11 protein-coding genes are annotated in these 12,715 nt (G+C 64.8%); 9 read left to right on the top strand and 2 right to left on the bottom strand.

Going from position 1 to position 12,715, the window contains the following annotated elements; all coding sequences use genetic code 11:
• Window positions 1-287: 287 nt before the first annotated feature.
• Complete coding sequence (dnaA, locus tag NS6_RS22340; protein WP_503826300.1) at window positions 288-1,781, bottom strand: chromosomal replication initiator protein DnaA; 1,494 nt, start codon at window positions 1,779-1,781, stop codon at window positions 288-290.
• A 1,308-nt stretch (window positions 1,782-3,089) separates the two neighbouring features.
• Here dnaA and rpmH point away from each other — a divergent pair.
• From rpmH to NS6_RS22300, 9 genes are all read left to right on the top strand, one after another.
• Window positions 3,090-3,233 carry a 50S ribosomal protein L34 gene (gene rpmH, locus NS6_RS34155; RefSeq protein ID WP_084471314.1) on the top strand — a complete coding sequence of 48 codons (144 nt, stop codon included), beginning with the start codon at window positions 3,090-3,092 and terminating at the stop codon, window positions 3,231-3,233.
• A 97-nt stretch (window positions 3,234-3,330) separates the two neighbouring features.
• Complete coding sequence (rnpA, locus tag NS6_RS22335; RefSeq protein ID WP_084471303.1) at window positions 3,331-3,726, top strand: ribonuclease P protein component; 396 nt, start codon at window positions 3,331-3,333, stop codon at window positions 3,724-3,726.
• Complete coding sequence (yidD, locus tag NS6_RS22330; RefSeq protein ID WP_068044814.1) at window positions 3,723-4,070, top strand: membrane protein insertion efficiency factor YidD; 348 nt, start codon at window positions 3,723-3,725, stop codon at window positions 4,068-4,070. The genes rnpA and yidD overlap by 4 nt, the downstream gene beginning before the upstream one ends.
• A 4-nt stretch (window positions 4,071-4,074) precedes the next feature.
• The gene (gene yidC / locus NS6_RS22325) at window positions 4,075-5,169 is read left to right on the top strand and encodes a membrane protein insertase YidC (RefSeq protein ID WP_068044812.1); all 1,095 of its coding nucleotides are present in this window, start codon (window positions 4,075-4,077) and stop codon (window positions 5,167-5,169) included.
• A gap of 80 nt (window positions 5,170-5,249) precedes the next feature.
• Window positions 5,250-5,801 (top strand): Jag family protein, encoded by a 552-nt coding sequence (locus NS6_RS22320; RefSeq protein ID WP_068044810.1) that lies wholly within the window; start codon window positions 5,250-5,252, stop codon window positions 5,799-5,801.
• 183 nt (window positions 5,802-5,984) lie between these two features.
• The gene (gene rsmG / locus NS6_RS22315) at window positions 5,985-6,731 is read left to right on the top strand and encodes a 16S rRNA (guanine(527)-N(7))-methyltransferase RsmG (RefSeq protein ID WP_084471302.1); all 747 of its coding nucleotides are present in this window, start codon (window positions 5,985-5,987) and stop codon (window positions 6,729-6,731) included.
• Between the two features lie 1,662 nt (window positions 6,732-8,393).
• Window positions 8,394-9,350, top strand: coding sequence for a ParA family protein (locus tag NS6_RS22310; protein WP_168443502.1), 957 nt, complete (start codon window positions 8,394-8,396; stop codon window positions 9,348-9,350).
• 47 nt (window positions 9,351-9,397) lie between these two features.
• The gene (locus NS6_RS22305; protein ID WP_068044902.1) at window positions 9,398-10,414 is read left to right on the top strand and encodes a ParB/RepB/Spo0J family partition protein; all 1,017 of its coding nucleotides are present in this window, start codon (window positions 9,398-9,400) and stop codon (window positions 10,412-10,414) included.
• Window positions 10,415-10,620: 206 nt separating this feature from the next.
• Window positions 10,621-11,346, top strand: coding sequence for a hypothetical protein (locus NS6_RS22300; RefSeq protein ID WP_068044804.1), 726 nt, complete (start codon window positions 10,621-10,623; stop codon window positions 11,344-11,346).
• A gap of 20 nt (window positions 11,347-11,366) precedes the next feature.
• Here the strand turns inward: NS6_RS22300 and NS6_RS22295 are convergent, their stop codons facing one another.
• Window positions 11,367-12,560: an N-acetylmuramoyl-L-alanine amidase gene (locus NS6_RS22295; RefSeq protein WP_068044801.1), complete on the bottom strand. Its 1,194-nt coding sequence runs from the start codon at window positions 12,558-12,560 to the stop codon at window positions 11,367-11,369.
• Between the last annotated feature and the right edge of the window lie 155 nt (window positions 12,561-12,715).

Raw genomic sequence — 12,715 nt, 5'->3', positions numbered from 1 at the left:
GCCGCTCATATCCGCTCGAGACGGAGCACTGGACTCCAGTTCCCGAGCTACACCGGCGGCCACGCCCCTCCAACCGCAACAAGCTCGCCCGTCGGCCCGTCGGGGCCCACCAACGGGGCCGGCGGGCCGACGCGTCATCGTGGGTCTGTGCCGGCGAGGAGGACGGCGATGTGGTCCGGGCTGCGGCGAACCGGAGCAGCGCCAACAGTGCGCACTCGGACAGATGGGATCGCCCGGCTACGCGCCGGGGAGGGCGGATGGACCCGGTTACCGCCGTGGCCGGCGAATCAGCGGGAACGCTGCTTGATACGGGCGGTGAGTTCCTGAACCTGGTCGTAGACCCGGCGCCGTTCCGACATCTCTTTGCGGACCTTCTTCTCCGCGTACATGACCGTGGTGTGGTCACGGCCGAAAGCTTGGCCGATCTTCGGCAGGGAGAGATCGGTGAGCTCCCGGCACAGATACATTGCGATCTGGCGGGCCTGAGCCAGCGGACGAGCCTTACCCGGCCCCGTCAGCTCCTCCATCGACGTATTGAAGTACTCGGCAGTGACGCCCATGATCGTCGACGCGGTGATCTCGACGTCCTGTGATTCGGGCATCAGGTCGCGCAGCACCACCTCGGCCACCGACTGATCCAGTGGCTGGCCGTTCAACGACGCGAACGCGGTGACACGGATCAACGCGCCCTCGAGCTCGCGGATATTGCGCTCCACCCGGCTGGCAATCAGCTCCAGCACATCATGCGGCACGTCCAGGCGGTCCATCCGCGCCTTCTTGCGCAGAATCGCGATCCGGGTTTCCAGTTCCGGTGGCTGCACATCGGTGATCAGCCCCCATTCGAACCTGGTCCGCAGCCGCTCCTCCAGGGTGGCCAGCTGCTTCGGCGGCCGATCCGAGGACACCACGATCTGCTTGTTCGCGTTGTGCAGCGTGTTGAAGGTATGGAAGAACTCCTCCTGGATACCTTCTTTGCCCTCGATGAATTGGATATCGTCGACCAGCAGGATGTCGGTTTCGCGGTAGCGGCGTTTGAACGCCACCTTCCGGTCGTCACGCAGACTGTTGATGAAGTCGTTGGTGAATTCCTCGGTGGACACGTACTTGACCCGCATCCCCGGGAACAAACGCTGTGCGTAATGGCCGGCGGCATGCAGCAGATGGGTCTTACCCAAGCCGGAGGCACCCCAGACGAACAACGGGTTGTAGGCGCGGGCGGGCGCTTCGGCGATGGCAACCGCGGCGGCGTGGGCGAAGCGGTTGGACGCGCCGATGACGAACGTTTCGAAGGTGTACTTGGCATTCAAGCTCGCCGAAGATCTGGCCGCCTCACCGGCATCGGATGTCTTGGCGAAGAAGGTCGGCCAAGAATCCCTGACATTCACCACCGTCTCGTCGTCATGGTGGCTGTCCGGCGCCGGATCGATACCCGAATCGCGGACGCTTTCCCGCAGACTGTCGCGGTCGGGGTCGCGCAGCGGATCCCGCGCCGCGGGATCCGCTGCCGCGACATCGGGTGCGAAAAGTGTTTCCTGGGCCGGTCGAGCTGACCGGCGCGGCGGCAGATCCGGGTCGATGTCGGCTGCCGGCTCCCGGGCCGCAATGCCCGCTTCCCGGCCGTTGCCCACCGTTTCGCCGAGGCCCGTGCGGCCGGGCGAGTAGCTGTCGGGATAGTCGGCGCGCGGATATTCGCGGTCCCGTTCGTATTCCGGTTCCCGGGTGTACTCGGCCGCGGGTGGATAGTTACGGGGGTAGGCCCGGGGCGTGGCGTAGGTTTCCACGGTCGGCGGGTCGGTCTCGCGCGAGTCGGCGGGGCCACGCGTGAAGTCGTTGTCGTGCGTGCGGAACTCGGCGCCCGGTCCGGATTCTGCGCCGTGTGGCAACTCGGGCAGGGTCGAACGTCGCACCGAATCGGCACCGGCAGGTTCCCCCCCGCGCGCGCGGGGGGGATTACGGGGCAGTTCACCCGTCAATGGCAATTCGGCTTCGTGCGAGAACTCTGCGGCCGGGAAGCGCGGTTCATCGGGCCGCCTCGGCGCACCCGGAAACTCGGGACTGCGCGCGGGATAGGCACCGGCATCGGGCTCCCGAATCGGTTCGGGGCGCCATGGCGGCTCGGCCGCAGCGGGGGTGAAACCGGTGGGCGCGCGAACCGGACCATTGCCTCCGAACGACTCCGGCCGGGTATCGACGGGCTCGGGGCGGCTGGTCATCCGGGCATGCCGCGGCGGCCCGGCTTCGGACCCGGTGGTGGGTACTGGTGCGGCGATCCGAACGCCGAGACCCTCCACCTGCGGACCGAGCCGGCGGCCCAATGAGCGCAGGATGGGTTCACGCAGATCGCGTTCGATGGCTTCCTGGGCGATCGAGGACGGAACCGAGAGCAGTGCGAAACCCTGGACCACCATCAACGGTTTCACCAGTTTGAGCCAGGCCTGCTGGGCCCGCGTCACCGCGCCGATGGCACCGTCGGGAGAACCGGTGGTCAACTCGGTGACCACCTCCGGCCACACGGTGGCCAGAATGTTCTGCTCGTCGTCCATCCAGTGTCCTCCCCGGGAGTCGGTTGCTCGGCGCAGACGTCCGGGGCTCGCGGTGCGTCTACTGTACTGGTTCGTCCCAGTGACACCGCATACGTCGCTCACCGGACCTGCCGCATCTGACGGATATGGCACCCGGGGCGCTGCCCGGAACCCCCTGCTCCGGCTGCGGCGTGGCACCGTCGGCCCTACGAATATGCCATTCACAGGGTATTTCCACACAATTATCCACAGATGTGGACAATCTCCCGGGACCGCCGTTGCGGTCGCGCGCTGCGCCGGACCGGCGCGGGTGCTCGACCTGCGGCCCATCCAGGACGCGGGCCCTGAGGGTGACTATCGCCACCGCCCCGAGGCGACCCCCGATCGCTGTCTGGGGGGCGAGTTTGACCCGGTAGAACTGGATAAGTACCCTCATAAAGTCACCCTCGGCGTGGTGACTGCCCTGTGCTGACCAACTTCCGGGGCGGTGACGCCGAACCGACATCGAGAGAATCACCGAAAGCTTCGGGCGCCGTTGGGTGCCCACCAATTCGAGGAGTGTTGACCGTGGCCAAGGGCAAGCGGACGTTCCAGCCGAACAACCGTCGTCGGGCGCGGGTCCACGGTTTCCGTCTCCGGATGCGGACCCGTGCGGGCCGCGCCATCGTCTCCGGTCGGCGCCGTAAGGGCCGCGCCGACCTCACCGCCTGATTTCCGACCGAACTCGATGCCCGGACCATCGAACCTTGTGGCCCCGCCGCCGGTAAAGCTGCCGGTTCGGCGGATTCGATGATGTCCGGGTGTCCGCGTGCTTCCTGAGCCGCATCGGCTGCACCAGCGTGCCGATTTCTCCCGGACGGTACGGCGTGGTCGGCGTGCAGGGAAGCGGGACCTGGTTGTCCACGTACTTGTGGATCACCCGGATCCAGGAGATCCCGGGCTCCGGGTCCGATTCGGTGGCCCCCGGTTCGGGTTGATCGTCAGCAAGGCGGTGGGTCCCGCGGTCGTCAGGCACCGCGTGGCCCGCCGCCTGCGTCATATCTGTGCCGAACTGACCGCGGATATCTCCGCCGAGGTGGATATCGTGATTCGCGCTCTCCCCGGCGCCGCCGGTGCCGACAGCGACGAGCTACGCCGCCAGCTGCGTAATGGATTACGCAGGCTCGACCTCCCGGCGGCGGCCGATCCGGGCACCCCGCTATGAGCGCCCGTACCTCACCCATGTCCGCCGTCGCCCGATGGCCGGCAAATATTCTGATCTTCTCGATCGAGCTGTACCGAACCTACGTCTCCCCCACCCGGATGCCGGTCTGCCGGTTCACCCCCACTTGTAGCGAGTACGCGGTGACCGCCCTGCGCACCCGTGGACTGATTGTCGGCGTCGGACTGACGGTCGTGCGATTGGCCAAATGCGCCCCCTGGCACCCTGGTGGATGGGATCCCGTGCCGGAGCGGCAGCGCAGTGTCGGCCACGACGACCCGCGGCCCAAAGCTTGTAAGGGATCACCGCACGCGGTGATCGGTGACACTACCGACGGGAGTGCATAGAGCCGTGCTCGATATCATCTACTACCCGGTGTCCTGGATCCTCTGGTTCTGGCATCGGGTATTCGGCTTCGCGTTCGGGGCCGACAACGGCCTGTCCTGGGCGCTGTCCGTGGTTTTCCTCGTCTTCACGCTGCGTTTGGTGCTCTACAAGCCCTTCGTGAGGCAGGTCCGTACCACCAAACAGATGCAGGAACTGCAGCCGCAGATCAAGGAGCTGCAGAAGAAGTACAAGAACGACCGCCAGAAGATGGCGCTGGAGATGCAGAAACTCCAGAAGGACCACGGCTTCAACCCGCTCATGGGCTGCCTGCCGATCCTGGCCCAGGTGCCGGTCTTCCTCGGTCTGTTCCACGTATTGCGTTCGTTCAACCGCACCGGCACCGGTTTCGGCCAGCTCGGTATGGATCCGTACACGAACGCGCATACGCCGAACTACGTCTTCAATGTCGACGATGTTCAGTCGTTCCTGAGTGCACGTATCTTCGGTGCCCCGATCTCCGCGTTCATCACTGCACCGTACGAAGAGTTGCAGGCATTCGCCGATTACGGCGGTACCCCGAGCCGGGTCAGTATCGCCGCGGTCGCGATCCCGCTCATGGTGATCGCGGCGGTCGCTACCCATTTCAACGCACGTGCGTCGGTTGCCCGGCAGAGCGCCGAGGCGGCGGCCAACCCGCAGGCCGCGATCATGAACAAGCTGGCGCTGTGGGTTTTCCCGTTCGGTGTCCTGATCGGTGGTCCGTTCCTGCCCATCGCCGTCCTGCTGTACTGGGTGTCCAACAACATCTGGACCTACGGCCAGCAGCATCTCGTCTTCGGTCGAATGGCCAAGGAAGACGAAGCCAAGAAGCAGGCCAAACTGGAGAAGCAGGCGCAGAACGCCCCCAAGCCCGGCGCTAAGCCTGTCGATACCCGGAAGAAGCAGCCGGCCAAACCGGAGGACGGTTCCGAGGAGGCGGCCGCTGACGGTACGGCCGACGCGAACGGTTCGAGTCCCGCCAAGACGAACGCCAAACCCAAACAGTCGGGCCAGCGCCGGCCGGGTGGTCAGAAGCGGTCCGGCAATCGGGGCCGCGCCAACCAGAAGCGGCGCCGCTGACTCCTCCCCCGCAGACCCCTTGTGATCGGGACACCGGCCGCTGGGCGGTCGGTGTCCCGGCGAGCAGATAAAGGAAACATATGACACTCGAGACCGAAGGTGGCGACGCCACCGCCAGCGCATCCTCGACCGTGGTCGAGCCGGACGCCGTGGATTCGGCGGGCGACGCCGAGGAAGCGCTCATCGAAGAGGGCGAGATCGCGGGCGACTATCTCGAACAACTTCTTGATGTGCTCGACTTCGACGGTGATATCGACCTCGACGTCGAGGGTGATCGCGCGGTGGTCAGTATCGACGGCGGCGACGATCTGTCGAAACTGGTCGGCCACACCGGTGAGGTACTCGACGCACTCCAGGAATTGACCCGACTCGCTGTGCAGCAGGCGACCGGCGTGCGTAGCCGGTTGATGCTCGATGTGGCCGGCTGGCGGGCGAAGCGGCGCGCGGACCTGAGTGCCCTGGGCGCGGCAGCCGCGCAGCGTGTCCTGGAGAGCGGTTCGCCGGAGCAGCTCGCCCCGATGACTCCGTTCGAACGCAAGATCGTCCACGACGCGGTGGCCGCGATCGACGGGGTGGCCAGTGAGAGCGAGGGAGTGGAGCCGAACCGGCGCGTTGTTGTCATACCGGACTGAGACCTCCGCACCGGCCGAGTGGCCGGAAGGCCGGTGGATGCGAAGGGCCCGAGTCGCAGGGACTCGGGCCCTTTCGCGCATCCAGGTGCGGCTGGTCGAGGACGGTCCGGTGGTAGGGGGCTACGGTGAGAGGCCGTAGCAGGTCTATCCGCTAGAACTCGTCGATCACGATCGAACAGAAGGGTGTTTCACGTGAAACCAGAACTCGGCGATTCGGCGGCCGCGGTGTCGCAGTCGCCGCCGGCGGAAGCGGAATCGGTCTTCGGCGAGCGCCTGGGATCGGCGCGTGACTACTGGACCGCTCTCGCCACCGCCGGTGTGGAGCGTGGACTGATCGGCCCGCGGGAAGTGCCTCGCCTATGGGAGCGGCATATCCTCAATTGCGCGGTCGTCGGCGAACTGATCGGCGAGGGAGCCTCAGTGGTCGATATCGGCAGTGGTGCGGGATTGCCGGGTATTCCGCTGGCCCTCGCTCGCCCAGACCTCCGGATCACCCTCGTCGAACCGCTCCTGCGCCGAACTGTCTTCCTGAAGGAATTCATCGACGCGGCGGGGCTCGAGGTCACTGTGGTGCGAGGTCGCGCGGAGCAGCCAGGGGTGATCCAGGAAGCCGGCGGAGCCGATGTGGTGACCTCCCGAGCTGTCGCGCCCTTGGCGAAGCTGGCTGAATGGTCGGTCCCGCTGCTGCATGAGCACGGACATATGCTTGCGCTCAAGGGGGCGAGTGTCGCCGAGGAACTGGAACGTGATCGCGTGGCGGTCGAACGAGTGGGGGCCGGTAACTTCGCGGTACTGGAATGCGGTGCCGGGATCATCGATCCTCCCACGGTAGTTCTTTCCGCTGAACGTCTGCGGCGTTCGGAGCGACCGTCCCGGCGGCCGAAGAAGCGCACCCGGGCGCAGCGACGGACCGAAGCAGATCAAACCTGATCCGGTCCCCCGGGGCCCTGGGTCCCCCGGTCCTTCTCGGCTCGGCCAGGCCGAGATCGAGGTCGAATACGGGCTAGTGCCTTTCGCCGCGGCGGAGGCGGAGGCGGGCTCGCGGCGTGTGCGCCGCCGAACGTGCTCCCCGGTCGGTCCGACACCGCCGCCCGCCACGTCGGCCAAGCCCGTCAAGCCGCCCATTCCACTCCATCGAAATGCCACCCACCCCAACGCGACGCGGCTGCTCGCAAGGGCAAGAACGGCGGTCGGCCGGTATCGCGTGGTTCCGCAGTCCCCGGGTCCGTCTCCGCTCCCTCAGTGGGTGGCATCGAAGTTTCCCGTGAAACATCTGCTTACTCAAACGCACCCTCGGGAGTTCTGGGGGCCCGGACCATCGCGACTCCTGGTACCCAGCACCGAATGTCCGTCGCTGTAGACCACACAGCATCGCCGGAGCAAAGGGGAACTGGCGTGGCCGGAAGTTCCGCCACGAAGATAGCGCCGAGGTCGATGGGGGCGGCTGAAGTTCCAGTGGTCGATGGATGCGTCAATTCGTAGGTGCACTGCCGCGGATGCTCTCTAGTAAAGGCCGACGTTTCACGGGAAACATTGATAGCCCCGAAGGGTGAAAGCGGTCCATCATGACTGGCGACCAATGGGGACATATACCGGCGTCACTCTGGTTGCGCCGCATCCTTCGTCACAGTGACGAAGGATGCGGTGATCGGGGGCTGGCCGCGTGTGGATACAGAACCACCACCACTGTTCGGTTGGCAGCGTTTCGGGTGTCGTAGATGAACTGCGCGGCGGCGTAAGCCGGACGTAGGGAACGGCAGCCCACGACATGTACCCCTGAGGCGCGTGGGTAGAGGTGAACGGGCTGTGGTGGTGGTATCCCGGCATTTGAGGCAGCACTGACGCTTGGGTGCCGGTATCCATTCAGAGGGTGGATCCGGGCGCGAGATCATGGGGTGATGAGATGGGTGCCGGCCGCCGCAATTGTGGCCGTGGGTGGAGGCCCGCTGGCGCCGACGAAGTATTACCTGACAGGGAGGTGACCCCCTCTGGGATCATTGCCTTGCGTCGGCCACAAGAATCCGCCGGTACCTTCGGTGGCCGCGCGGAGCCGTCGCAGGCGCGGTCCCTCTTCGATACATGTGCGGCAGATGCTGGAAGAGGAGAGAGGACAGGAGCGCCGCGGATCACCCGATGTTTCCCGTGAAACATCGACTCGTGAGTGCCGGTGAGGCGCCGAACGTGTTTCCGGACGATGAATTCGGGAGAGTTCCGCGTGTCGCGGGCGCGTCGTAGCGATTCAGCTTTCTTCTGGCGCCCACTGCTGGCAAGCTATTGAACGTCGGGCGTGAGCGTCGGTGCCACGAAAGAAATCTTGGTGTTGCAGCGGTGCAGCTCCGTTCGAGCGACCGGCGGCACGGTGTCCGCGTCGGAGGAGGTAGCTTCGCGTGACTACGCAGTGCAGCGAAGTCACCCGCCTCGCACGGATGTCGCAGTCCTGGTCGCCGATCGTTGTTCGGTCCAGCACGGCTTGTTTCGACGACACAGCGTCGGCGTCTATCAGGCCACGTGATCTTGCAGTTCTCGCGTTAGGAGCGGTCTATGTCGAACGGTTCAGCGAATGTTTCACGGGAAACATCGCGCGTGCGGGGAATGCTGGATGGCAGCAATATCGGCCCGGAGGCACTCGGAAGCACACCGTATGGCCATATCTCCCCCACCGAGACGCCGATCGCTGCCGAGGCGCACCGGGCGAGTCAGTTAATGCATCCAGGAAAGGTGACAGTGCCGAAACCTCATGAGCAACGCATCATCACTGTAGCCAACCAGAAAGGCGGAGTCGGCAAGACTACGACAACGGTCAATCTGGCCGCAGCCCTGGCGCATCAGGGGATGAAGGTGCTCGTGATCGACCTGGATCCGCAGGGTAATGCCAGTACCGCGCTCGGCGTCGAGCATCACTCCGGTATCCCGTCGACCTACGAACTGTTGATCGGTGAGATCAAGGTTCAGGACGCGATCCAGCAGAGCCCGCATAGTGACAATCTGCTCTGCATACCGGCAACCATCGATCTCGCCGGCGCCGAGATCGAGCTGGTCTCGATGGTGGCTCGAGAGGCACGACTCAAAGGTGCTATCCAGGAAGCCAATATCGCCGGCTACGACATCGACTACGTGCTGATCGACTGCCCGCCGTCGCTGGGCCTGCTCACGATCAATGCCATGGTCGCGGCCCGGGAAGTCCTGATTCCGATCCAATGCGAGTACTACGCCCTCGAGGGTGTGGGCCAATTGATCCGGAATATCGGCTTGGTCCAATCCCATTTGAACCCTGAACTCCATGTATCGACAGTCGTTCTCACGATGTACGACGGTCGGACCAAACTGGCCGATCAGGTCGCCGAAGAGGTACGCAACCACTTCGGCGACGTTGTACTGCGGTCGGTGATTCCGCGCAGCGTCAAGGTCTCCGAGGCGCCCGGATACGGTATGACTGTCCTCGATTACGACCCGGGTTCCCGCGGCGCCCTCAGTTATCTGGACGCCGGCCGGGAAATGGCCGCGCGCGGCGCGGCGCGGCCGGCGGTGCTAACGGAAGGCGTTCAGTGAACGGACCGGGCATAGCTGTGGATGCGGGCAATGGAAAGGGTAGGCCGGTGAGTCAGTCGAAAAAGGGTGGGCTGGGACGCGGTCTGGCGGCGTTGATCCCGACGGGTCCGGCTCCGGTGGCAACCGGGCTGGGTGCCGAGGCCGCTGATGCGGTGATCGGTCTGGATCCAGGTCCGCGCCCCGCCTCCACTTATCTGCATCAGGTTCCCGACGCAGTGGAGAGCGCCGATCTGGCCTCCGTCGGCGATGCGGTGTACCGGGAAATTGCTCCCGGAAAGATCGAGCCCAATCCGAAGCAGCCGCGGCAGTATTTCGACGATGAGGCGCTCGCCGAGCTGGTCCACTCGATTCGCGAATTCGGGTTGATGCAGCCGATCGTAGTCCGGCAACTGGAGCCGGGAGGTGACCGCTATCAGCTGATCATGGGTGAGCGACGCTGGCGGGCCTGCCAGGAGGCAGGGCTGGAGGTCATTCCCGCCATCGTCCGGGAAACCAACGATGACGCGATGCTGCGCGACGCACTGCTGGAGAATATCCATCGGGTGCAGCTCAACCCGCTCGAGGAGGCGGCGGCCTATCAGCAGTTGCTGGAGGAGTTCGGGGTTACCCAGGAGGAGCTGGCGTCGCGACTAGGGCGTTCGCGGCCCGTGGTGACCAATATGATCCGCCTGCTGAAGCTCCCGATCCCGGTGCAGCGCCGGGTCGCGGCCGGGGTGCTGTCCGCCGGGCATGCCCGGGCGCTGCTCGGTTTGGAGGGCGGTGCTGATACACAGGAGGTGTTGGCCGCCCGGATCGTCGCCGAGGGGCTTTCGGTGCGGTCCACCGAAGAAGCTGTGAAGTTGGTGAACCGGGAACAAGAGCCGGCCAAGCCGTCCGCGCCGCGGCGGCCGCCCATTCACTCCCCCGGTCTACAGGATGTCGCCGACCGGTTGTCGTCATCTTTCGATACGCAGGTTTCGGTGAGTCTCGGAAAGCGGAAGGGCAAGATTGTCGTTGAGTTCGGGTCGGTCGACGATCTGGAGCGGATTGTCGGAATGATGCTGCAAACTTCGCTGAATAGTTGAAATTTCGGCTTGTAGTCTGCATGACCCCTGCCTCAGCCAAGAAACGTCACTGTGACGGCAACTGATCGAGGCCGAGGCAGTCCTTGACCGAAGACTTAGTGACGCGGAATGAGGCGGGTTCGCTTGATCGCATATTCTTGCTGGCGAGAAACCATTGATGCGGCGTGAGCATAGACGAATCGGATAGCTGGAGGCTGAGTAGAGCGGTGTCGACCAGCGTCACAGGGTTAACCCTGGAAAGCATCAGCCGCCTGCCGGCGCATGCTCGCCGGTGCGTGTTCTGGGAGATCGATCCAGCGGTGGCCGCGGACTCCTGGGGTTTCAGTGATCCGGTATTCGAGAAGGAAGCCTGGATCTCGACGGTGATGCTCGAATGGGGTTCGTGCGGGCAGCTCGCAACGATGGATGACAAAACCGTCGGGTGCGCGCTATACGCGCCGCCTCGAGTGGTACCGCGAGCCGGCCTCTTCCCCACTTCGCCGGTGAGCCCCGACGCCATCTTGCTGACCACTCTCGGCACCGAGTACCCCGATCTGGACGGTGATATCGCCTACCGGTTGGTGCAGGGGGTCGTCAACGATCTGGTCCACCGCGGTGTGCGCGCGCTGGAAGCGTTCGGTATCCAGGGAGCGCACGAAAGCACCGCCCTCTCCGACCGGCCGACCGGCACCATGCGTCTCATGGAAAGAATCGGTGTTCCCGGGCGTGGAGCCCGGCGTTCGGTAATGGAGTGCAGCCCGGAGAACTGCATGATCGACGCCGACTTCTTGCAGGAGGTCGGGTTCGAGGTAGTGGCGCCGCATCATCGTTTCCCTCGCTTGCGGCTGGAACTCGATACCGATCACGGCTGGAAAGAGGATGTCGAGCGAGCCCTGGACCAGCTGCTGGCTGCCGCCGCGATGACCGCCCCGACCCGGATACCCACTCTCTGAGGCCGACGGCCGGGGCTTCGCTAACCGCTGTCGGCGGCGGCGAGTTCCTCGGCCAACAGCTCGGCGAAAGTGTATGTGCCGGTGGGCTGATCGTCTTGACCCAGTAGGTAGAGGCGTTTCACCGAGATCAGGATTGCTTCCGCGATGACATCGCGCATCCGCGGATCGGCCAGCACCGACGCATCGTATTGGTTGGTCACGTACCCCAGATCCACCTGAACTGTCGGCATCTTGGTGAGCCGCAGCAGATCCCAGGTACGTGGATGGGTCCGGCAATCCTGCAACGAGGTCCGGGCCACCACTTCACGCTGAATGAACCCGGCGAGCACCTGGCCGATCATGGAAACCGACCCGTGCGAGTTACCGAAATAGAACCCGGCCACACCGTTGGCCATGGGGCTGGAATTGGAGGCGCACCGCAGAGAGATCATCAGATCCGCGTCGAAAGCGTTGGAAGTTTCGGCACGCTCCGCATCGGTGGGGTTACTCCCCCACGGGCGGGACAAGAAAGTTTCCATCCCCGTTGCGGCCATCCGGCCCTCCAGCCGGCTGGCCAGATCCCACAGGATCTCCTGCTCGTACACATCGCCGAACTCGGTGGGAACGGCACGGCCACGATCGGGCCCACCCAATCCCGGATCGATGACGATGCGTTTACCGGTGAGCTGCGGGCCGGCGCGGTGCACCACTTCTTCCTCGGCGATCCGGTGCGGATTACCACCGGTGACCCGGGCACCGAGCAATTCGAGCGAACGCAGCGTATCCGGACCGCAGATACCATCCGCGGCCAGACCTATTTCACGTTGAAACGATGTCAAACCCTCATGGGTATGCGGTCCGAAGAAACCGTCCACCCGGTGCACATAGAAGCCGAGGTCCTGCAATCGACGCTGCAGCGTCGCCACATCGTCGCCGTACAGCGGCGCCGAGAGCTGGTAGATGAGGGTGCGGGCACCCAAACGATAGGACGCTTCTTTCAACGCCCGGTAGGTCGCGGGACCGACCTCACCGTCGACCAGGAGTCCGCGGTGCTGCTGGAAGGCGCGCACCGCGGAGTCGAGCTGATAATCGAAGGTGGCTTCGGTGTCTTTCCAGTACTCGTCCGAACCATTGGTCTGCGCGCCGTTGTGCGCGTGCAGGAACCCCAGACTGGCCAGGGTGCTCCGAACCTCTGCTACGGCTGGACCGGTGTCGCCGTGACGAAGTCGGTGCATGCGTGAGGGCCCTTCCTTCCGTCAATCCCGGGTACCCACTCATGCGATGGCGTACACCCTCGCACGACGGAGCGTGGTCGATTCTGTCAGACCCGGACCGGAATTCGACAATCTTGGTCAGGGCATACTACGGCGCGTCGCCGCGTGACGGCCGC

Origin of the sequence: Nocardia speluncae NBRC 108251 (genome assembly GCF_001613245.1) — a bacterium.
Taxonomy (GTDB): domain Bacteria; phylum Actinomycetota; class Actinomycetes; order Mycobacteriales; family Mycobacteriaceae; genus Nocardia; species Nocardia speluncae.
The sequence above is the reverse complement of the archived record's forward strand: the minus strand, read 5'-3'. Positions and strand labels throughout refer to the sequence as shown.